This window comes from Nocardioides sp. NPDC023903 (genome assembly GCF_040639295.1).
Taxonomy (GTDB): domain Bacteria; phylum Actinomycetota; class Actinomycetes; order Propionibacteriales; family Nocardioidaceae; genus Nocardioides.
This window is the reverse complement of record NZ_JBEZZS010000020.1, coordinates 62,586-82,396: the sequence shown is the minus strand read 5'-3', so window position 1 is coordinate 82,396 and position 19,811 is coordinate 62,586. Positions and strand designations below refer to the sequence as shown.

Annotated in this window: 22 protein-coding genes; 11 read left to right on the top strand and 11 right to left on the bottom strand. The window is 68.7% G+C overall.

Annotation, left to right across the window (positions count from 1 at the left end; translation table 11 throughout):
* Positions 1 to 40: 40 nt before the first annotated feature.
* On the bottom strand, positions 41 to 388 hold the full coding sequence (locus AB0F44_RS19930) for a hypothetical protein (protein ID WP_357358311.1): 348 nt from the start codon (positions 386 to 388) through the stop codon (positions 41 to 43).
* 251 nt (positions 389 to 639) lie between these two features.
* Between AB0F44_RS19930 and AB0F44_RS19925 the strand changes: the two genes are divergently transcribed.
* Genes AB0F44_RS19925 through AB0F44_RS19915 form a run of 3 tightly spaced genes read left to right on the top strand, consistent with a single transcriptional unit; the run spans position 640 to position 3,778 of the window.
* The gene (locus tag AB0F44_RS19925) at positions 640 to 1,947 is read left to right on the top strand and encodes an extracellular solute-binding protein (protein WP_357358309.1); all 1,308 of its coding nucleotides are present in this window, start codon (positions 640 to 642) and stop codon (positions 1,945 to 1,947) included.
* A complete protein-coding gene (locus tag AB0F44_RS19920) occupies positions 1,944 to 2,942 on the top strand; it encodes a sugar ABC transporter permease (protein ID WP_357358308.1) in 999 nt (332 codons plus the stop codon). Before AB0F44_RS19925 ends, AB0F44_RS19920 begins: the two co-directional genes overlap by 4 nt.
* Positions 2,939 to 3,778, top strand: a complete 840-nt coding sequence (locus AB0F44_RS19915; RefSeq protein WP_357358306.1) for a carbohydrate ABC transporter permease — start codon at positions 2,939 to 2,941, stop codon at positions 3,776 to 3,778. Before AB0F44_RS19920 ends, AB0F44_RS19915 begins: the two co-directional genes overlap by 4 nt.
* A gap of 70 nt (positions 3,779 to 3,848) precedes the next feature.
* Here AB0F44_RS19915 and AB0F44_RS19910 read toward each other — a convergent pair whose 3' ends face one another.
* Positions 3,849 to 5,498: an acyl-CoA dehydrogenase family protein gene (locus AB0F44_RS19910; RefSeq protein ID WP_357358304.1), complete on the bottom strand. Its 1,650-nt coding sequence runs from the start codon at positions 5,496 to 5,498 to the stop codon at positions 3,849 to 3,851.
* A gap of 38 nt (positions 5,499 to 5,536) precedes the next feature.
* Here AB0F44_RS19910 and AB0F44_RS19905 point away from each other — a divergent pair, with 38 nt between their 5' ends.
* Both AB0F44_RS19905 and AB0F44_RS19900 read left to right on the top strand, forming a co-directional pair.
* Positions 5,537 to 6,631 (top strand): potassium channel family protein, encoded by a 1,095-nt coding sequence (locus AB0F44_RS19905; RefSeq protein ID WP_357358302.1) that lies wholly within the window; start codon positions 5,537 to 5,539, stop codon positions 6,629 to 6,631.
* Between the two features lie 215 nt (positions 6,632 to 6,846).
* Positions 6,847 to 7,131: a DUF3263 domain-containing protein gene (locus tag AB0F44_RS19900; RefSeq protein WP_357358300.1), complete on the top strand. Its 285-nt coding sequence runs from the start codon at positions 6,847 to 6,849 to the stop codon at positions 7,129 to 7,131.
* A gap of 255 nt (positions 7,132 to 7,386) precedes the next feature.
* On the opposite strand, the gene map is transcribed toward AB0F44_RS19900, so the two are convergent.
* Genes map through AB0F44_RS19885 form a run of 3 tightly spaced genes read right to left on the bottom strand, consistent with a single transcriptional unit; the run spans position 7,387 to position 9,902 of the window.
* Positions 7,387 to 8,154, bottom strand: coding sequence for a type I methionyl aminopeptidase (map, locus tag AB0F44_RS19895; RefSeq protein ID WP_350659017.1), 768 nt, complete (start codon positions 8,152 to 8,154; stop codon positions 7,387 to 7,389).
* 57 nt (positions 8,155 to 8,211) lie between these two features.
* A complete protein-coding gene (locus tag AB0F44_RS19890; RefSeq protein ID WP_357358298.1) occupies positions 8,212 to 9,462 on the bottom strand; it encodes a sigma-70 family RNA polymerase sigma factor in 1,251 nt (416 codons plus the stop codon).
* Positions 9,459 to 9,902 carry a YciI family protein gene (locus tag AB0F44_RS19885; protein ID WP_350659015.1) on the bottom strand — a complete coding sequence of 148 codons (444 nt, stop codon included), beginning with the start codon at positions 9,900 to 9,902 and terminating at the stop codon, positions 9,459 to 9,461. Before AB0F44_RS19885 ends, AB0F44_RS19890 begins: the two co-directional genes overlap by 4 nt.
* 114 nt (positions 9,903 to 10,016) lie before the next feature.
* On the opposite strand from AB0F44_RS19885, the gene AB0F44_RS19880 reads away from it, so the two are divergent.
* A complete protein-coding gene (locus tag AB0F44_RS19880; RefSeq protein ID WP_357358296.1) occupies positions 10,017 to 10,790 on the top strand; it encodes a GNAT family N-acetyltransferase in 774 nt (257 codons plus the stop codon).
* Here AB0F44_RS19880 and AB0F44_RS19875 read toward each other — a convergent pair whose 3' ends face one another.
* Together AB0F44_RS19875 and AB0F44_RS19870 are read right to left on the bottom strand one after the other, a co-directional pair.
* Positions 10,791 to 11,501: a transporter substrate-binding domain-containing protein gene (locus tag AB0F44_RS19875; protein WP_357358294.1), complete on the bottom strand. Its 711-nt coding sequence runs from the start codon at positions 11,499 to 11,501 to the stop codon at positions 10,791 to 10,793.
* Positions 11,494 to 12,444 (bottom strand): D-2-hydroxyacid dehydrogenase family protein, encoded by a 951-nt coding sequence (locus tag AB0F44_RS19870; RefSeq protein WP_357358292.1) that lies wholly within the window; start codon positions 12,442 to 12,444, stop codon positions 11,494 to 11,496. The genes AB0F44_RS19875 and AB0F44_RS19870 overlap by 8 nt, the downstream gene beginning before the upstream one ends.
* A 98-nt stretch (positions 12,445 to 12,542) precedes the next feature.
* Here AB0F44_RS19870 and AB0F44_RS19865 point away from each other — a divergent pair, with 98 nt between their 5' ends.
* Positions 12,543 to 13,175 carry an ATP-dependent Clp protease proteolytic subunit gene (locus AB0F44_RS19865; RefSeq protein WP_357358290.1) on the top strand — a complete coding sequence of 211 codons (633 nt, stop codon included), beginning with the start codon at positions 12,543 to 12,545 and terminating at the stop codon, positions 13,173 to 13,175.
* On the top strand, positions 13,172 to 13,777 hold the full coding sequence (locus tag AB0F44_RS19860) for an ATP-dependent Clp protease proteolytic subunit (RefSeq protein WP_357358289.1): 606 nt from the start codon (positions 13,172 to 13,174) through the stop codon (positions 13,775 to 13,777). The genes AB0F44_RS19865 and AB0F44_RS19860 overlap by 4 nt, the downstream gene beginning before the upstream one ends.
* 25 nt (positions 13,778 to 13,802) lie before the next feature.
* On the opposite strand, the gene AB0F44_RS19855 is transcribed toward AB0F44_RS19860, so the two are convergent.
* The 3 genes from AB0F44_RS19855 to AB0F44_RS19845 all read right to left on the bottom strand — a co-directional run bounded on the left by AB0F44_RS19855 (position 13,803) and on the right by AB0F44_RS19845 (position 14,910).
* Positions 13,803 to 14,123, bottom strand: coding sequence for a helix-turn-helix transcriptional regulator (locus AB0F44_RS19855; RefSeq protein ID WP_357358287.1), 321 nt, complete (start codon positions 14,121 to 14,123; stop codon positions 13,803 to 13,805).
* A gap of 328 nt (positions 14,124 to 14,451) precedes the next feature.
* Complete coding sequence (locus AB0F44_RS19850; protein WP_357358285.1) at positions 14,452 to 14,667, bottom strand: hypothetical protein; 216 nt, start codon at positions 14,665 to 14,667, stop codon at positions 14,452 to 14,454.
* Positions 14,668 to 14,910 (bottom strand): hypothetical protein, encoded by a 243-nt coding sequence (locus AB0F44_RS19845; protein ID WP_357358283.1) that lies wholly within the window; start codon positions 14,908 to 14,910, stop codon positions 14,668 to 14,670. It lies immediately after the preceding gene.
* A 54-nt stretch (positions 14,911 to 14,964) separates the two neighbouring features.
* Here AB0F44_RS19845 and AB0F44_RS19840 point away from each other — a divergent pair, with 54 nt between their 5' ends.
* Positions 14,965 to 15,438 carry a hypothetical protein gene (locus tag AB0F44_RS19840; RefSeq protein WP_357358281.1) on the top strand — a complete coding sequence of 158 codons (474 nt, stop codon included), beginning with the start codon at positions 14,965 to 14,967 and terminating at the stop codon, positions 15,436 to 15,438.
* On the opposite strand, the gene AB0F44_RS19835 is transcribed toward AB0F44_RS19840, so the two are convergent.
* Positions 15,439 to 16,122, bottom strand: a complete 684-nt coding sequence (locus AB0F44_RS19835; RefSeq protein ID WP_357358279.1) for an MBL fold metallo-hydrolase — start codon at positions 16,120 to 16,122, stop codon at positions 15,439 to 15,441.
* Between the two features lie 150 nt (positions 16,123 to 16,272).
* Between AB0F44_RS19835 and uvrA the strand changes: the two genes are divergently transcribed.
* Both uvrA and AB0F44_RS19825 read left to right on the top strand, forming a co-directional pair.
* A complete protein-coding gene (uvrA, locus tag AB0F44_RS19830) occupies positions 16,273 to 19,239 on the top strand; it encodes an excinuclease ABC subunit UvrA (protein WP_357358277.1) in 2,967 nt (988 codons plus the stop codon).
* A gap of 66 nt (positions 19,240 to 19,305) precedes the next feature.
* Positions 19,306 to 19,731: a Rieske (2Fe-2S) protein gene (locus AB0F44_RS19825; RefSeq protein ID WP_357358275.1), complete on the top strand. Its 426-nt coding sequence runs from the start codon at positions 19,306 to 19,308 to the stop codon at positions 19,729 to 19,731.
* Positions 19,732 to 19,811: the final 80 nt, after the last annotated feature.

The window sequence follows — 19,811 nt, the reverse complement described above, 5'->3', positions numbered from 1 at the left end:
GACACGCGCGACGTACGGCCTGATGTTGTTCTACGCCCTGTCATCGGTTGCGGTAGAGGATCCGGGCCAGCTCGAACGGCGCGGCACGCCACGATCCGATCGGCTCGTCATCGAGCCCGATCCGGCCGAGCGCGGCGACGATCCACGAGAACGCGAAGCAGCCGATACCGGCGATAACCCAGATCCCGACCGTACGCCAGGCCAGGTCACCGCCGAAGGCACGGAAGATGCCGATGACGGCGGCGATCACGGCGATCGCTCCGATCAGCCAGAACACGATCGAGCAGATGGCAGCCGCCAGCCGGCCGGCGACAGCCAGCGGGTCGCGAGGAGGCTGGTGATGGGGCCCTTGACCGGGCCCTTGGTGGGGAGGATGCGGATAGTTCATTTGGGCGCTGATTCTGGCCTAACTCGGCCGCCGGAGCCACACCGGGCTGGCGGGTCTTGGCGGCCCCGGAGTGCGTGACAGGTATCGTCCTGCGCGTTCTCGGGTGAGTGTTCGACAATTTGCCCGGGACATCGATGGACCATAACGACTAATGTTATGGAGATCACATAACGAGGCAGTGCCTCGTGGACCCGACGCGGCCTGCGTGGCACGACTCCGTGGATCAAAACGACGATGGAGGGTGCAATCAGATGCACGTGCGAAAGTGGCAAATCGGAGCAGTAGTCGCAGGTCTGCTCGCCGTGACCGGCTGTGGCGTTCCCGGTGGCGGAGGCAGCAACGATGCCGGCGAGACCGAAGACGGAGACGGCAGCATCCAGATCCTCGGCGCGATCCCCGAGGGCGAGGCAGTGGGGCTCAACGCGGCCCTCGACACGTTCACCAAGGAGACCGGGATCGAGGTGACCTACACCCCCTCCACGGACTTCACCACCGAGATCCGCACCAAGGTCAACGGAAACGACGCGCCCGACATCGCGCTCTTCCCGCAGCCCGGTCTGGTCGCCGACCTGACCGAGTCGGGTGACACGCTTCCGCTCGACGACCTCATCGACGTCGGCTCGCTCGACGACACCATGATCCCGGGCCTGATGGACTCGGTCGAGATCGACGACAAGACCTACGGCGTCCCGATCCGCGTCTCGATGAAGTCGCTGGTCTGGACCCCGAAGAACTTCGAGCAGTCCGGCTACAAGGCGCCTGAGACCTGGGACGAGCTGAGGAGCCTCGAGGACCAGATGATCTCCAAGGGCCAGACCCCGTGGTGCCTCGGCGCCGAGGCCGGTGCCGACACCGGCTGGGTCTACACCGACTGGGTCGAGGAGATCGTCCTGCGCCAGGAGGGCCCGGAGTTCTACGACGACTGGGTCTCCCACGAGGTCCCCTTCAACGACCCGAAGATCGTCGAGGCGATCGAGACCATGGGCGACATCATCAACAAGCCGAAGAACGTACGCGGCGGGGCCGACGGCACCCTGAGCGAGCCCTTCGGTGACTCCCCGCTCCCGCTCTTCGACGCGAAGCCGGGCTGCCAGATGCACCGCCAGGCCAACTTCATCACCACCTTCTTCCCGAAGGATATCCAGCAGGACCTGGCCGGCAACGTCGGCGTCTTCGCGCTGCCCGGCAGCATGGAGGGTGGCTTCGAGGGCAACCCGGTGCTCGGTGCCGGTGACATGGCGACCGCCTTCACCAACGACACCGACGTGGTCGAGCTGATGGAGTTCTTCGCGTCGCCCGACTTCGGTGCCGAGTGGGCCAAGTCCGGTGGCTGGCTCTCGCCGAGCGTCGAGTTCGACAACTCCAACTACGCCGACCCGATGTTCGGTGAGATCGCGACCCTGCTTCAGGACGCCGACACCTTCCGCTTCGACGGTTCGGACCTGATGCCCGCGCAGGTGGGCGCCGGGACGTTCTGGAGCGAGATGAACGCCTACGTCGGAGGTGAGAAGAGCGCTCAGGAGGCTGCCGACGCGATCGAGGAGAGCTGGCGAGGATGAGCGATGATCCGTACCTGAAGATCCTCAACGGCCTGGTCGCGATCGTCCTAGGAGTCGGCGGCACCGCCGCTCTCTACTGGGTGCTCAACTTCCTCTCAGGCCTCCTGCCCGGCAAGTGGGACAGGCGGATCAAGCCGTACGTCTTCATCGGCCCGGCCATCTTGGTGGTCACCGTCTTCCTGGTCTACCCGGCCCTGATGACGGTGATCTACAGCTTCGCCGATGACAGCAGCATCAACTGGGTCGGGTTCGACAACTACACGGCCCTCTTCCGGGACGATGAGTTCATCGGCACGTTGGTCAACAACCTGCTCTGGATCCTCATCGTCCCGGCAGCCAGCGTCATCGTCGGCCTGCTCGTGGCGGTGCTGGCCGACCAGCTCAAGGCGTTCCCGGAGAGGGTCGCGAAGTCGGTCATCTTCATGCCGATGGCGATCAGCTTCGTCGGGGCGAGCACGATCTGGGGCTTCGTCTACGCGACCAGGTTCGCGCAGGGCGACAAGCAGATCGGGCTCCTCTCGGCGATCTCGACCAGTCTCGGGTTCGAGCCGGTCGCCTGGCTTCGCATCCAGACCGGCAACCTCAACGACCTGCTCCTGATCGTCATCATGATCTGGCTGCAGGCGGGGTTCGCGATGGTGCTGCTCTCCTCGGCGATCAAGGGCGTCCCCGAGGACACCGTGGAGGCGGCGCGCATCGACGGGGCCAGCGAGCTCCAGATCTTCTTCAAGGTCGTCGTGCCGCAGATCTGGCCGACGGTGATCGTCGTCTTCGTGACGATCCTCATCCTCGTGATGAAGGTCTTCGACATCGTCTACGTGATGACCGGTGGCCGGTCCGGCACCTCGGTGCTGGCCAACACCTTCGTCCTCGAGCTCTTCGAGTTCGGTGACGCCGGTCGCGCGGCCGCGGTGGTCGTGATCCTGATGATCGCCGTGATCCCGGTGATGATCTACCAGATGCGCCAGTTCAAGAAGCAGGAGGCCGGTCGATGAGGAGCTTCACCCTCGGCAGCGTCGCTGTCCGTGTCGGCATCGTCTTGCTGTGCGTGCTCTGGTTCATCCCGACGCTGGGTCTGCTGATCTCGTCGTTCCGCAACGAGGCCGACGTGAAGTCGTCGGGCTGGTGGACGGTCATCACCGACCCGTTCTCCCAGTGGACCGTCGACAGCTACTCGCAGGTCCTCGAGAGCGGGATGGCGAACGCCTTCGTGAACTCGATCGTCGTCTCCGTCCCCGCGACGGTGCTGCCGATCATGATCGCCGCATTCGCTGCGTACGCGTTCACGTTCATGCGGTTCCCAGGGCGCAACGTGCTGTTCATGCTGATCGTCGGGTTGCTGGTGGTCCCGCTGCAGGTGGCCTTCGTGCCGCTGCTCAACCTGTTCGGGAGCTACGACCTCAACGGCACCTTCCTCGCGGTGTGGCTGGCCCACACCGCGTTCGGGATGCCGTTGGCGGTCTTCATCCTGCGCAACTACATGGCGACCCTGCCGCAGGAGATCATCGAGTCCGCCGAGATCGACGGGGCCTCCCACTTCCAGACCTTCTGGAGGCTGATCGTGCCGATGTCGGTGCCCGCGCTGGCAGCGTTCGCGATCTTCCAGTTCCTCTGGGTCTGGAACGACCTTCTCGTCGCGCTCATCTTCCTCGGGGCAGGTGACAACGAGGTCGTCACGATCACGTTGCGCGACCTGATCGGCGACCGTGGCCAGGAATGGCACCTGCTCACCGCGGGTGCGTTCATCACCATGACGGTGCCGCTGCTGGTGTTCTTCTCGCTGCAGCGTTACTTCGTCCGTGGGCTCACGGCCGGGTCCGTCAAGGGCTGAGGTTCGGTCCGCAAGCGGCGGGCGTCATGTCTCCTTCGGGGGCGTGGCGCCCGTTGCGCGTCCAGGGCCCCTACAGGGTCAGCGTCGCTCGCCGCATGACCGCCAACTGGTCGCCGCCGGCGAGCATGCCGTACGTCCCGCTGTGACCCTCCAGGCGGCTGGCGCAGAAGATGTCGGCCACCTCGTCGGCGCCGTGCTGGACCAGGAGGCTTCCCTGGAGGAGGGCGGCCATGCTGCCGGCCAGACGCCTGGCGGAGCGCTCCAGCTCCTCGGGACTGGTCATGGACTCGCCCAGGAGGGAGAGGGTGGCGTCGACGGCTCGGTCGTAGCGCCGGTCGGCGCCCTTGGCCCTGCCGACCTCGGTGATCCACGCGTCGAGGACCTCGGGTTCGCGCTGGATGGCACGCAGGACGTCGAGGGCGTTGACGTTGCCGGAGCCCTCCCAGACCGAGTTGAGCGGGGACTCGCGGAAGAGCAGCGGCATCACCGACTCCTCCACGTAGCCGTTGCCGCCCAGGCACTCCAGCGCCTCGGCGACCATCGCCGGGGTGCGCTTGCAGACCCAGAACTTCGCCAGCGGCAGGCCGATGCGGCGCAGGGCCCGCTCGTGCTCGTCGTCGGGCCGGTCGACGGCGGCGGCCAGGCGCATCGCCAGTGTGGTGGCCGCCTCGGACTCGATGGCCAGGTCGGCGATCACGTTCTGCATCAACGGCTTGTCGGCCAGGACGCCACCGAACGCGGAGCGGTGGGCAACGTGCCAGCTGGCCTCGGCCACGGCCCGGCGCATCAGGGCGGCCGAGCCCAGCACGCAGTCGAGGCGGGTGGCGGCGACCATCTCGATGATGGTGCGTACGCCTCGCCCTTCCTCGCCCAGCCGGTAGGCGGTCGTGCCGCGGAACTCGAGCTCGGAGCTGGCGTTGGAGCGGTTGCCGAGCTTGTCCTTGAGCCGCACCACGTCGAGGCGGTTCCGCTCTCCCGAGGCAAGGACGCGGGGGAGGAGGAAGCAGGTGAGGCCTCCTGGCGCTTGGGCCAGCACCAGGAAGACGTCGTTCATCGGGGCGGACGTGAACCACTTGTGCCCGTGCAGTTCGTAGACGTCGTCGCCGACGGGACGCGCCTCGGTGATGTTCTGGCGTACGTCCGAGCCGCCCTGCTTCTCGGTCATCCCCATGCCCGCGAGAGCACCGAGCTTCTCGACAGGGTCGCGGAGGCCGAAGTCGTAGGTCGTGGAGGCGAGCCTCGGCACCCACTCCGCGGCGAGGGACTCGTCGGCGCGCAGCGCGGGGACCGCGGCGTACGTCATGGAGATCGGGCACAGGTGGCCGGGCTCGGTCTGGGACCAGGCCAGGAACCCGGCGGCACGGCGTACGTGGGCGTGCTCCTCGCCCTTCTCGGCCAGCGCCCAGGGCGCGGCGGCCAGGCCGTGGCCGACGGCCCTGTCCATCAGCCAGTGCCAGGACGGGTGGAAGGCGACCTCGTCGATGCGGTTGCCGTAGCGGTCGTAGGGGACCAGCTCGGGGTGGAAGCGGTTGGCGAGGCGGCCGTGCTCCTGCGCCTCGGCGGTGCCGGCCTCGGCGCCCAGGGAGACGAGCGAGTCGAGAGTCTCCTCGCCCGCATGGCGCAGGACCGCCGCGGAGAGCGCGGCATCGCCGGTGACCACGTTGTGACCGGCGAGCTCCGGCGCCTGGTTGGTGACACGGCGGATGTCGGAGGCACTCATGCAACAGACGATAGAGCGCGGCGGATAGGGTCGGTGATGTGTCCGAGACATCTGCGTACGCCCCGAAGTGGGCCGGGGTCGAGCAGATCGCTCTTCCCGAGACGGTGCGGTCGCCGTGGTGGCAGCTCGGACGGCGACTGCTAGCCGCGCTGGCGATCCTGATCGGGACGGTCCTGCTGGTCTACCTCGACCGCGACGCGTACGCCGACAACAACGATCCCACGGGGCAGATCAGCCTGATCGACGCGATCTACTACACGACGGTGACGCTGAGCACGACCGGCTATGGCGACATCGCCCCGGTCGAGGCGCATGCGCGGATGATCAACGCGTTCATCATCACGCCGGCCCGCATCGCCTTCCTGGTACTGCTGATCGGCACCACTCTCGAGGTCCTCACTAAGCAGGGCCGTGACCTCATCCGAGTCGCTCGCTGGAGGAAGAAGATGTCCCAGCACATCGTCGTCGTGGGCTACGGCACCAAGGGCCGCAGCGCCGTGGAGACACTGCTCACCAACGGAGCGGATCCGGAGGAGTTCGTCGTGGTCGATCCGGACCCGGTGGCGCGCTCGGACGCCCATTCCGACGGGATCGCAGTGGTCACCGGCGACGCGACCCGGCGCGAGGTGCTGATGCGGGCGGGCGTCAAGGACGCGGAGCAGGTCATCATCACCACCAACCGTGACGACTCCAACGTGCTCACGATCCTGACGGTGCGACAGATCAACCCCGAGGCGTGGATCGTCGCTGCCGCGCGCGAGCGCGAGAACGCGCCGTTGATGAAGCAGTCCGGAGCCGACTCGGTGATCACGTCCGCCGACGCGGTCGGCCGCCTGATGGGTCTGTCCACCATCTCGCCGACCCTGGGCTCGGTCATGGAGGACCTGCTCAACTCCGGCACCGGCCTGGAGGTCGCCGAGCGCGACCTGCTGGTCAACGAGGTCGGCAAGCAGCCGCAGCTGCTGGCCGACCAGGTGATCGCGGTCGTACGCGACGAGAAGGTCTTCCGTTACTTCGACCCGGTCGTCGGCACCCTGTCGCGCGGGGACCGGCTGGTCGTCGTGCGGGCCGCGAGGGAGCTGCCCTGGGCGCCGCGTCCGGGGACGCACGGCGAGGACACCGCGGACGCGTAGTCGCGTCGTCGCCCGACCTCCGAAATAGAAGTCAGCCGCTGGCGTCTCGGGTCACCAGCGGCTGACATGGAAGAGATTAGCGGACGCTCCGGCGACCTTCAAAGAGTTGATCTGCACTTTTATGAAGATGGCCCGGATGGGCTATGCCGGGTAGTTCGAGGCGGTGGGCGCGTGGCGGATTCGAGGGCGCCCGTCGCGCCTGGGATGATGTACGCATGACCGAGGCGCCCCACAGCCCCGGGTCTGCCGACGGGCAGCCGGGTCTTTCCGAGAACGAGAAGCGACTGCTCGACTTCGAGCGCTCCTGGTGGTCGGCCGGCACGGGTCGCGACGACGCGGTGCGGGAGCAGCTGGAGATGAGCGCGGCCGACTACCACCGAGCCGTCAACGACCTGATCGACAAGCCCGAGGCACTCGCCTACGACGGCGTCCTGGTGCGCCGGCTGCGGCGGCAGCGCGACGCGCGGCGTACGCAGCGCTCGAAGAACCCCCGCTCATAGCCCTCTCGGGTGGTCCGAGTAGCCCGGTCGGGTCATTTGCAGTCTTATGCATTGCAGGTGCTTGCACGTGTTCGGGATCGTCGGCTAACGTTCATCTTGTCAGCCGCTGGTGACCCGAGACGCCAGCGGCTGACTTCTATTTTGCCGCCTTGTGCCGAGACGGCAGCCGCGCAGGCCGAGACGGCACGCCGCTGCCAAGTCGGCCGACGGCAGTGACGCCTCGGCCGACGTACCTGACGCCTCGGCAGAGGTTGGTCAGTCGCGAGCGGTCAGGATGAGCGGGCCGTCCTCGGTGATCGCGACGGTGTGCTCCATGTGGGCGCCGCGGGAGCCGTCGGCGCTGCGCAGGGTCCAGCCGTCGGGGTCGGTGAAGATCTCGTCGGTGGTGTGCAGGAACCACGGCTCGATCGCGATGACCAGACCGGGCTGCAGCTTGAAGCCGCGGCCGGGGCGACCGTCGTTGGCGATGTGCGGGTCGCCGTGCATCGTGCGGCCGACGCCGTGGCCGCCGAACTGGGTGTTGATCTTGAGGCCCTTCGCGCGGGCGACGCCGGCGATCGCGTGGGAGATGTCGCCGACCTTGTTGCCCACGCGCGCGGCGTCGATGCCCGCGGCGAGCGCCTGGGTGGTGGTCTCGATCAGGTCGAGGTCCTCCTGGCGGGGCGTGCCGACGACGACGGAGAGGGCCGAGTCGGAGACCCAGCCGTCGACGCTCGCGGCGAAGTCGACGCTGAGCAGGTCGCCGTCCTGGAGCTTGTAGTCGAAGGGCAGGCCGTGCAGCACGCCGTCGTTGACCGAGGTGCAGAGCACCTTGCCGAACGGCATCGCGCCGAAGCTCGGGTGGTAGTCGATGTAGCAGGACTCCGCGCCGCGGTCCTTGATCATCTTGTGCGCCAGCTCGTCGAGCTCGAGCAGGTTCACACCCACGGCAGCGTGCTCGCGGAGTGCGGTCAGGACATCGGCCACGAATCGGCCGGCGGGCTTCATCTGCTCGATCTGGGTCGGGGTGCGCAGTTCGATCACAGGCACAGCGTAGCCTGAGAACGGTTCTCAGTAGAACTCAGCGGTACGCGTTCCGCTTCAGCAGCGAGCATCGCGAAGCGCAGCCGCCTTCGAGGTCAGGAATCGGCGCTCGGCGAGGTTGGTGGCCCGCACCGAGGCGAGATCGTACGCAGCGGCAGCACCGTCCAGGTCGCCGGCGAGCTCCAGCAGGTGAGCGCGCACCGCCGGCACCCGCGGATGATCGACGAAGCCGCCGGCGCCGTTCTGAGCACAGTCGCGCAGGAGCTCGTCGAGCAGCGCGAGCGCGGGGCCGGGGCCGTCGGCGTACCCGACCGCGACCGCCTTGTTGAGCGTCACGATCGGCCCGGGCGCGACCTTCTCCAGCAACCCGTAGAGCGCGGTGATCTGCAGCCAGTCGGTCTCCTCCGCGGTGGGTGCGCGATTGTGGAGCGCGGCGATGGCCGCCTGGATCTGGTAGGTCCCCGGCCGCCCGGTGCCGATGACGGAGTCGATCAGCGCTATCCCTTCGCGGGTGGACTCATGGCGCCACCGGCTCCGATCCTGGTCGGCCAGCGGCACCACGGCGCCGTGCGCGTCGATCCGGGCGGGGCGGCGAGCATCGAGCAGCAGCATCAGCGCGAGCAGCCCGCCGAGCTCGCCGTGGGCGCTTCCCGTCATCCGGGCGAGCGCGGTGCGGGCGAGGCGGGTCAGCCGGATCGCCTCGGCACACAGGTCGACCCGCTGCAGCTGGTCGCCCTCGGTCGCGACGTACCCCTCGTTGAAGAGCAGGTAGAGCACCTTCAGCATCGCCGGGATCCGCGCGGCGAGGTCGGCGGCGCCGTCGATCCCGAGCGAGCGCCCCTTGATCGTGGCCTTCGCCCGGGAGATCCGCTGCGCCATCGTCTTCTCCGGGACGAGGTAGGCGCTCGCGATCTCCCGGGTGGTGAGCCCGCCGACCGCCCGCAGGGTCAGCGCCACCGCCGAGGCCGGAGTCAGGCTGGGATGACAACAGAGCAGGAGTACGTCGAGGGAGTCGTCCCCCTCGTACGTCTCCTGCCCCTCCGGCTCTGCCGGCTGGTCGGCCTGCTCGCGGTCGCGGCGACGCGACTCGCTGCGCTTGGCGTCGACGAGACGGTGCATCGCGGTGGTGACCAGCCAGCCGCGAGGCTGCTCCGGAATGCCTCGTTCCGGCCAGGTGCGTACGGCCTCGACCAACGCCTCCTGCACCGCGTCCTCGGCCGCGTAGAAGTCGCCGCTGCGGCGGGTGACGATGGCGACGACCTGGGGTGTGAGATCACGCAGTAGATCAGCCGGCAGCGCCTCGGTCACTCGATGCTCGCCTCGCCGAAGGCGATGGTGTCGTCGACCGAGGAGCCGTCGGTGCCGTGGTACATCCGGCGCACCTGGATCGGCTGCTCGATCGGCCGCCCGCCCGGGCCGGGCGCGGCGGAGTAGAGCCCGGCGATCTCCAGGGCGCGCTCCTGGGTCTCGGCGTCGATGATCATGTAGCCGGCGACCCACTCCTTGAACTCCTGGAACGGTCCGTCGGTGACGGTCTTGTCGGTGCCGTCCGAGGTCACCACGAACGCCTGGTCCGGCGGTGTCAGCGCCTCGACGTGCACCAGCTCGCCGGACTCGGTCAGGGCCTTGTTGAGCGCTTCGTAGTAGCTCATGTGGCCCTGCACCTCCTCCGGCTTCCACCCGGCCAGACCGCCGGGAGTCTCGTCGTTGCCGGCTTGGTAGTCGAGGATCATCAGGTAGCGAGGCATGTCCTCACCCTTCCACTTCTAGCGCTCCTTGTGAGCGCCATTCACGAGGGGAACGGAGCCGGCGGCCGAATAACTACATGCTTCGGCGTACGACTTCGGCGTAGGTTTCTCGCCGTGCTGAAGGCCTATGACGAACAGTTGCGAACCGATGCCGAGACCTCCGGGGCGGTGTCGGTGACCCGGCACGGGCCGCTGCGCCTCGCGACCTTCGGTGGCGGACGAGGATTCATCTCCTACCAGGACCTCGACGGGGCCGACGCAGCCGGCGTCGAGGAGCTGGTCGCCGCAGCGGTGGCGCACTTCGACGCCGACGCGGCCGTCGAGGAGGTCGAGTGGAAGACCCGCGGCCACGACCACGCCCCGGGGCTCCACGAGACGCTGCTGCGGCACGGGTTCGAGCCCGAGGATCCCGAGTCGATCATGGTCGGCGAGGCCCGGCTGCTGGCCATCGACGTCCCGCTGCCCGAGGGGGTCGGTCTGCGCACGATCACCAGCGAGGAGGACATTCGCGCCGCCAGCGCCATGCAGGACGGTGTCTTCGGGTCTCCGGTCCTGGAGGCACGCGTGGAGACCCTGCTGCGCGGGCTCGCGGCGGGGGAGTCCGAGATGTGGGTCGCCGAGGCGGCCGGAGAGATCGTCAGTGCCGGCCGGATCGACATGGCGCCGGACACGGACTTCGCCGGCATCTGGGGCGGAGCGACGCTGGAGAAGTGGCGCGGCCGCGGCATCTACCGCGCCCTCACCGCCGCTCGCGCCCGCACCGCCATCGCCCGGGGCAAGCGCTACATCCACAGCGACTCCACCGAGTTCTCCCGGCCGATCCTCGAACGCTCGGGGCTGGCGAAGGTCGGCACCACCACGCCCTACGTCCGGCGCAGCCCTCGGTGATCAGGGAGCGACCGTAGCGTCCTGCCCCGAGCTGGCCAGCGACTCGGCGATCCGGCCGCTGGCCTTCAGGTCCTCGACCAGCTCGTGCAGGAAGGTCACGGTGGCTGGACGATGGTCCCGCGCGATCGCCACGGCCTGGCGGATCCGCATGAAACGCGGCTCGACCAGTCGCAGACCAGGGTCGGCGGCGACGTGCCGGGTGAGGGGCTGCCGGATCCCGGCGGCGACGTCGAGCCCGAGCTCGCGGAAGGCGTCGATCCCGTCGGCGCCGCGTACGACCTCGGCGTTCTCCAGCGTGCGGGTCAGGAAGAGGTCGTAGGCCGAGCCCTCCTTCACGCCGACCCGAACGCCTGGGCGGTCCACGTCGTCCGCGGTCCGGATGGGGGAGTCGGCCGCGACGGCGTAGACGCCCTCGATGAGGACGTACGGCGCGGTGAACGCGACCTCGGCGGCGCGAGCGGGCTCGACCGCGAGGAAGGCGACGTCGGCGGCCCCGGTCCGCAGCGCCTCGAAGGACTTGCGGGCGGCGTCGAAGCACTGGAGGGAGACCGGTACGCCGAGCCGGCGCGCCAGCTCCCGGGCGATGTCCACGGTGACCCCGCTCGGCGCCTCGGGGGTGCCCTGGGCGAGGACCGGGTTGCCGAGGTTGATCGAGGCGCGCAGGGTTCCGGTCGGTGCCAGATCTGCGGCGTGCTGGATCGGGTCAGGCATCAGGGTCCTTCGGCAGGAGAGTACGGATCGGGTCACCGGCCAGCCAGGCGGCGATGTCATCGACGGCGCCACCGTAGAAGCGGCGGTAGTTGTCCTCGGTGACGTAGCCGAGGTGCGGGGTCGCGACCACGTTCGGAAGATGGCGCAGCACGTCGTCGGCGGGCAGCGGCTCGACGTCGAAGACGTCCAGGCCAGCTCCGGCGATCGTGCCGGAGCCGAGGTGGGCGACCAGTGCCTCGGTGTCGACCAGCCCGGCGCGCGAGGTGTTGACCAGGTGGGCGGTCGGCTTCATCGAGGCCAGCTCGGCAGGTCCGACGATGTGTCGCGTGGTCTCCGACAGGACCAGATGGATCGAGACGATGTCGCTGGTCTCGAACAGCGTGGCCTTGTCGACCGCGCGTACCCCGAGCGGCTCGGCGCGCTCGGCGGTGAGGTGGGGGCTCCAGGCGATCACGTCCATCCCGAACGCCTGCGCCACGGCCGCGACGCGGGCCCCGATCTTGCCGAGCCCCAGCAGGCCGAGGGTCCGGCCGTGAAGGTCGCTCCCGACGGTCCGTTGCCAGGTCTGTCCGGTCGCCTCGGTCACGATGTGGCGGGTCAGCGCGTGGATCAGCGCCCAGGTCAGCTCGACGGGAGGATGCGGGCTCGACGGGGTGCCACACACGGTGATTCCCAGCCGGGCCGCCGCCGCGAGATCGATCGAGGCGTTGCGCATCCCGGTCGTGACCAGCAGCTTCAGGTCTGTGAGCCGTTCCAGGACGGCGGCCGGGAACGGCGTACGCTCTCGCATCGCCACCACGATCTCGGCGCCCTCGAGCGCCCGGACCAGGGCGTCCGGCCCGAGGTGCCCGGTCAGCGCCGTCACCTCGATGCCGTCCAGAGAGTCCCATGCGGCGTACGTCCTCGCCACGTCCTGATAGTCGTCGAGAATCAAGCAGCGCACGACCTAAACCTATCGGTTGGCTGGTGTTCTGCTGTGGGCAGATCTGCCTGCGGCAGATTCGCTGGTGTGCGGCGGGGGAGTCCTTCAGAGTCGAAGACATGACCCAGACACCCATCACGGCCGGGCCGCTCGACGAGCAGCTCACGGCACGACTGCAGAACCAGAGGATCATCGTGCTCGGCCAGGAGGTGGACGACGCGATCGCGAACCGGATCTGCGCCCAGCTGCTCCTGCTCAGCGCGGAGGATCCGCACCGCGACATCTCCCTCTACATCAACTCGCCCGGCGGCTCGGTGACGGCCGGGATGGCGATCTACGACGTGATGCACCTGATCCCCAACGACGTCTCCACGCTGGGAATGGGGATGGCGGCCAGCATGGGGCAGTTCCTGCTCACCGCGGGCACGCCGGGCAAGCGCTACGTCCTCCCGCACACCGAGGTGCTGCTGCACAAGGGATCCGCCGGGATCGGCGGCTCCGCGGCTGACATCGAGGTGCAGGCCGCGCGGCTGGCGCGGATGACCGAGCAGATGCTCCGGATCACCGCCGCCCACACCGGTCAGAGCGTCGAGCAGATCGACCACGACTCGCTGCGCGACCGGTGGTTCACCGCCGAGGAGGCGCGCGAGTACGGGTTCGTGGACGAGGTGCTCAACGACGTGCAGTCGGTGACGCCGGTGCAGCAGCGCAGCGCCGCCTTCGGTCTCTCCTCGGCTGGGGGTGCCCGATGAGTTCGTACACGATTCCCTCGGTCATCGAGAAGACCCCACGTGGCGAGCGGGCGCTCGATGTCTACAGTCGCCTGCTCTCGGACCGGATCGTCTATCTCGGTACGCCGATCGACGACGGGGTCGCCAACGTGGTCATCGCGCAGCTGATCCACCTGGAGTCGGACGCGCCCGACACGCAGATCGAGCTCTATCTCAATTCTCCCGGCGGCGACCCGACCGCGATGCTGGGCATCTACGACACGATGCAGTTTCTGCGTTCTCCGGTGGCGACCACCTGCGTGGGCCAGGCGGCGGGCTCCGCTGCCGTGCTGCTGGCCGCGGGGGAGCCGGGGCGGCGTACGGTCCTCCCGCACGCGCGGGTCGTGCTGCAGCAGCCGGGCCAGGACGGTCAGCGGGGCGATGTCACCGACCTGCAGGTCGCGGCGAAGGAGATCGGCCGGGTGCGAGCCGAGATGGACGCGCTGCTGGCGCGCCACACCGGCCTCGGCACCGACCAGATCCACGCCGACACCGAGCGCGACCTCGTCCTCGGTGCCGAGGAAGCGGTGGCGTACGGCCTGGTTGATGCGGTGCTGGAGAGCCGCAAGCTCACCTCGGTGTGACCCGGGGTGACCTGGCCGGCGGAGGTCAGGCGGCGAGAGCCATGGGGCCGGCCGGGCGGGCGCCCGCGCGCAGCGTGCGCGTGACCCGCTCGGTGAGGTCGACGAGGCCGAGACCCAGCGCACCACCGACCGCCTCGAGCACCTCGGAGCTGGGCTCCTTGCGGCCGCGCTCGATCTCGGAGAGATACTGCGTCGAGACACCGGCATCGCCGGCGACGTCGGAGAGCGTGCGCTCCTGGCGGGACCGCTCGTCGCGGATCACCTGGCCGGCGGCTTCACGCCACAGCGGCGCCGGCTTGTCGTGGTCCGGCAGCGGATGGCCGGGAAACCTGATCACTTCGCCCATGCCAACACACTAGCGCCCCACACGAGGCTCGGACGGGCCGTTCGCGCCGGGCGAACAGACCTCTTACCAGGGGTTATATCGGTCGAACGATAGATGACAAGGACTTGCCAGCAAGGCCCGACACCCCGATAGTGGTCGCACAGTTTGGATCTTTGTAGGTCTACTGTGCACGACCAGAGAACTTGTCGAGTCGTTGGTATCACGGGGGAATCGTGTTGCATCGCAAGCAGATCGCCTTGGCTGGAATGGCAACGGGGCTGGCCATGACGAGCATCGGGATTGGTGGCCTGATCGTCGGCAACGCCGGAGCGGAAGAGCCAGGACACAACTACGCCACGGACGAGTCCGGGATCAGCCTGATCTCGCCGGTCTCGCCGGTGGCGCCGCTGGAGAAGTCGTCCTCGACGCCTTCGCAGGCTGGTCCACCCAGCCAGATGGGTCCCGGGAGCGAGGTTCCCGAGGTCGCTGAGCCGGTCCCGGCGAGCCCGCGGTCGGTCGAGGAGTCGGCAGGCGGCTCGATGTCCCCGCTCCCGGCGCGCCCCACTCAGGTGCCGTCGGAGCCGAGGCCGTCGGGTAGGCCGACCGAGTCGCCGAGCGAGCCCAGCCAGTCGCCGAGCGAGAGCCCGAGCGACCCGAGCGAGTCGCCGAGCGAGCCCAGCGAGTCGCCGAGCGAGCCGACCGAGTCGCCGAGCGAGCCCAGCGAGTCGCCGAGCGAGAGCCCCAGCGAGTGACCGAGGCTCCCGGGTGCGGTGCCGCGATGCCCCGGGGTGGGTAACGCTCGAGGCATCGCTGCCCTACGCTGTGCGCCACACCAGGCGCGGGGCGGGTACAGGGAGTCGAGTTGCAGAGCAAGCAGGTCGCCGTGGCAGGCATCCTGACCGGCGGAGTCATCACCGGTCTCGGGGTGGTCGTCCTCATCGCCGGCCTGGCGCAGGCCGAGCGACCCGATCGTGACCCGGTCACGGGTTATGAGGACGTCGGGAACGTCTATCCCGATGTGGATCCGCTGCCGCCGCCCGGATCGAAGCCGTCCGAGGAGCCCTCGGACGGCTCGTCGGTGCGTCCGCGTGGTTCGGCGGCCGATCGTGACGGCGCGACACATCAACCGGAGGCCGACCCGTCGGTGACTGGCGGCCCGAACCGGCCGACGCCTTCGCGTGAGCCGGACGAGCCCGCCGAGACCGGTGGCTCGACGCCCACCTCCGGGCCCACGCGTACGGCGGAGCCGGAGCCGTCCGTCGAGCCGACCGAGTCGGCCGACCCGACCACGGATCCGACGCCGACGGAGACCGCGACCCCGACTACGGAGCCGTAGTCACCAGCCTCGCTCGCGCCACTCGGCGAGATGGGGACGCTCGGCGCCGAGCGTGGAGTCGTCGCCATGGCCCGGGTAGAACCAGGTCTCGTCGGGGAGGGTGCCGAAGATGCGCTCCTCGACATCGTCGAGCAACTGGGTGAAACGTACGGGATCCTGCTGGGTGTTTCCGACGCCTCCCGGGAAGAGGCTGTCGCCGGTCCACAGATGGGGAGTGCCCTCGGGGTCGCGGTAGACGAGTGCGACCGACCCGGGGGTGTGCCCACGCAGCGCGATGACCTCGAGGGTGCAGTCCCCGACGGTGACGGTGTCACCGTGGGAGAGCGCGCGAGAGATGGGTACGCCGGTGGCCTCCGTGATCGCGGCGGCATCGGGCTCTCCGGCGAGGGTGGCGGCGCCGGTCGCGGCGGTGACGTCGGCCAGGGCCCGGTGGTGGTCCCAGTGCTGGTGGGTGGTGACGACGGTGGCCAGCTCCTCGCCGATGAGCGGGAGCAGGGTCTCCGGCTCGGCAGCGGCGTCGATGAGAAGCTGCTCGCCGGTCGTCCGGCACCGCAGCAGGTAGCAGTTGTTGGACATCTGGGCGTCGACGGCGACCTTCGTGATGGTCAGCCGGCCGAGCTCGCGTACGTCGGCCGGGCCGCCCGGTTTCACCGCGCCTGTATAAGTGGTAGGGGCATCGCTCATGCGTCTATGCAAGCACGTCGGACACGACCAGAAGTAAAATGTCGGTGCTCCGTGAGAGGGTGCCATCTGGGAGTCTTCCCGGCGTCGTATGATGCGAACATCTGTTCGACGCAGTAGCGCGATGCGATAAGCACTGGACGAGGAAAGAACGTGGCGGAGCAGCAGCTGATCATCCGGGGAGCCCGGGAGCATAACCTGAAGGATGTCTCCCTCGACCTGCCTCGGGACTCGATGATCGTGTTCACCGGCCTGTCCGGAAGCGGGAAGTCGAGCCTCGCGTTCGACACCATCTTCGCGGAGGGCCAGCGTCGCTACGTCGAGTCGCTGTCGGCCTACGCTCGGCAGTTCCTTGGTCAGATGGACAAGCCCGACGTCGACTTCATCGAGGGGCTCTCCCCGGCGGTGTCGATCGACCAGAAGTCGACCTCGAAGAACCCGCGCTCGACGGTCGGCACGATCACCGAGGTCTACGACTACCTGCGTCTGCTCTACGCACGCGCGGGCCGTCCGCACTGCCCGACCTGCGGTGCGCCGATCGAGCGGCAGACGCCGCAGCAGATCGTGGACCACGTGCTCACGCTGGAGGAGGGGCGCCGCTTCCAGGTGCTGAGCCCGGTGATCCGGGCCCGCAAGGGGGAGTACGTCGAGCTCTTCAGCCAGCTGCAGCAGCAGGGCTACTCCCGGGTGCGGGTGGACGGCGAGACCCACCAGCTCGACGCGCCGCCCAAGCTGGAGAAGCAGAAGAAGCACACCATCGAGGTGGTCATCGACCGGCTCGCGGTCAAGGAATCCTCCAAGCGGCGGCTGACCGACTCGGTCGAGACCGCGCTGGAGCTGGCCGGCGGCCTGGTCGTCTTCGACTTCGTCGACACCGGCGAGCAGATGAAGTTCTCCGAGCGGATGTCGTGTCCCAACGACCACCTGCTCGACACCGATGAGCTCGAGCCGCGGTCGTTCTCGTTCAACTCGCCCTTCGGTGCCTGCCCGGCCTGCACCGGCCTCGGCACCCGGATGGAGGTCGACCCCGAGCTGGTGGTCCCCAACCCGGCAGCCACGCTCGCCGAGGGCGCGCTGCAGCCCTGGTCCCAGGCCCACGTCGCCGAATACTTCCTGCGCCTGCTCGAGGCGCTCGGCGGTGAGCTCGGCTTCGACCTGGACACCCCCTGGGACGACATCCCGGCTGCAGGCCAGAAGGCGATCCTCGACGGTCACGGACACAAGGTGCACGTGGTCTCGGTCAACCGCTACGGCCGCCGCCGTTCCTACGACGCCGAGTTCGAGGGCGTACGCCGCTGGGTGGAGCGGCGCCACAAGGAGGCCGAGTCCGACACCACCCGGGAGCGCTTCGAGGGCTACATGCGCCAGGTGCCGTGCCCGACCTGCAAGGGCACCCGGCTCAAGCCCGTCTCGACGTCGGTGACGCTGGGCGAGCGAAGCGAGGGCGGTCTCAACATCGCCGAGCTGTGCGCCCTCCCGATCAACGAGGCCGCGGAGTGGCTCGACCAGGTCGAGCTCAGCGGCCGGGAGCGGCAGATCGCCGAGCAGGTGCTCAAGGAGATCCAGGCGCGGCTGCGCTTCCTCCTCGACGTCGGCCTCGACTACCTCTCCCTGGAGCGACCCTCGGGATCGCTCTCCGGCGGTGAAGCCCAGCGGATCCGGCTGGCGACCCAGATCGGGTCCGGCCTGGTCGGCGTCCTCTACGTGCTGGACGAGCCCTCCATCGGCCTCCACCAGCGCGACAACCACCGGCTGATCGAGACCCTCGAGCGGCTCAAGCGACTCGGCAACACCCTGATCGTCGTCGAGCACGACGAGGACACGATCAAGGTCGCCGACTGGGTCGTCGACATCGGCCCGGGCGCCGGTGAGCACGGCGGCCAGGTGATCCACTCCGGCACGGTCAAGGACCTGCTCGCCAACGAGCAGTCCGTGACCGGTCAGTATCTGGCGGGTCGTCGCGAGATCGCCGTCCCGGCCGTACGCCGCCCCCGCACCGCCGGGCGCGAGCTGACCGTCCACGGCGCCAAGGAGAACAACCTCAAGGACATCGACGTCACCTTCCCGCTGGGACTCTTCCTCGCGGTCACCGGCGTCTCCGGCTCGGGCAAGTCGACGCTCGTCAACGACATCCTCTACACCGCCCTGGCCAAGGAGTTCTACCGCGCCCGCACCGTTCCGGGGCGGCACACCAAGATCTCCGGCCTGGACAACGTCGACAAGGTGATCCACGTCGACCAGTCCCCGATCGGGCGTACGCCGCGGTCCAACCCGGCCACCTACACCGGCGTCTTCGACCACATCCGCAAGCTCTTCGCCTCCACCCCGGAGGCCAAGATGCGGGGCTACCTGCAGGGCCGGTTCTCGTTCAACGTCAAGGGCGGTCGCTGCGAGGCCTGCTCAGGTGACGGCACGATCAAGATCGAGATGAACTTCCTGCCCGACGTGTACGTCCCGTGCGAGGTCTGCCACGGCGCGCGCTACAACCGCGAGACGCTCGAGGTCCACTACAAGGGCAAGTCGATCGCCGAGGTGCTCGACATGCCGATCGAGGAGGCGGTGGAGTTCTTCGCCGCGGTGCCCGCGATCGCGCGTCACATGAAGACCCTGGTCGAGGTCGGCCTGGGCTATGTGCGGCTGGGGCAGCCCGCGACCACCCTGTCGGGTGGTGAGGCACAGCGGGTCAAGCTCTCCGCCGAGCTGCAGAAGCGCTCGACGGGCAAGACGCTCTATGTGCTCGATGAGCCGACGACGGGTCTCCACTTCGAGGACATCCGCAAGCTCATCGGTGTGCTCTCCTCGCTGGTCGACAAGGGCAACACCGTGCTCGTCATCGAGCACAACCTCGACGTGATCAAGACCGCCGACTGGATCATCGACATGGGTCCGGAGGGCGGCAACCGCGGCGGCATGGTGATCGCCGAGGGCACTCCCGAGACCGTCGCCGAGACCCCTGGCAGCCACACCGGTGGATTCCTCGCCCCACTGCTCGACGGCAAAGCCGCCGAGCAGCCGCCGGACAAGCCGGTGAAGGCGAAGGAGGAGCCGGTCAAGGCCCCAGCCAAGAAGACGGCGGCCAAGAAGAAGCCGGCGACGCGGAAGAAGGTCAGCGCCTCCTGACCCGAGATCGAGATTTGCCCGACGGTTTGCGCTCAGCGGGGGACGCGCACGCCTATTCTGGGCGGCATGAGTGAATCTCGAATCACCCGGCGGAAGGTCGTCACCGGCACCGCGATGACCGCGGTCGGCGTGCCTCTCCTGGCAGCATGCGGCAGCGGTGACGACTCGGGCACCGGCTCCTCGGGTGACAACGGATCAGGTGGCAGCGGTCCGCTGGTCGCGACCAGCGAGGTCCCGGTCGGCGGGGGAGTGATCGTCGCCGACCGCAACCTGGTGGCCACCCAGCCGACCGAGGGCACGTTCAAGGTCTTCTCCTCGATCTGCACTCATCGGAGCTGCCCGGTCACGAAGGTCGCCGGCGGCACCATCGACTGCCCGTGCCACGGCAGCCGATTCTCGATCGAGGACGGCTCGGTGACGCAGGGTCCGGCGACGAGTGCCCTGGAGGAGGTCGCCTTCGAGGTCACCGACGGCGAGATCGTCCCCAGCTGAGCCAACCTCGTCGAGGCGTCGCCCCCGCAGGCCGAGGCGTCACGCGCACAGATCGAGGCGTCAGCTCTGCAGCCCGACAC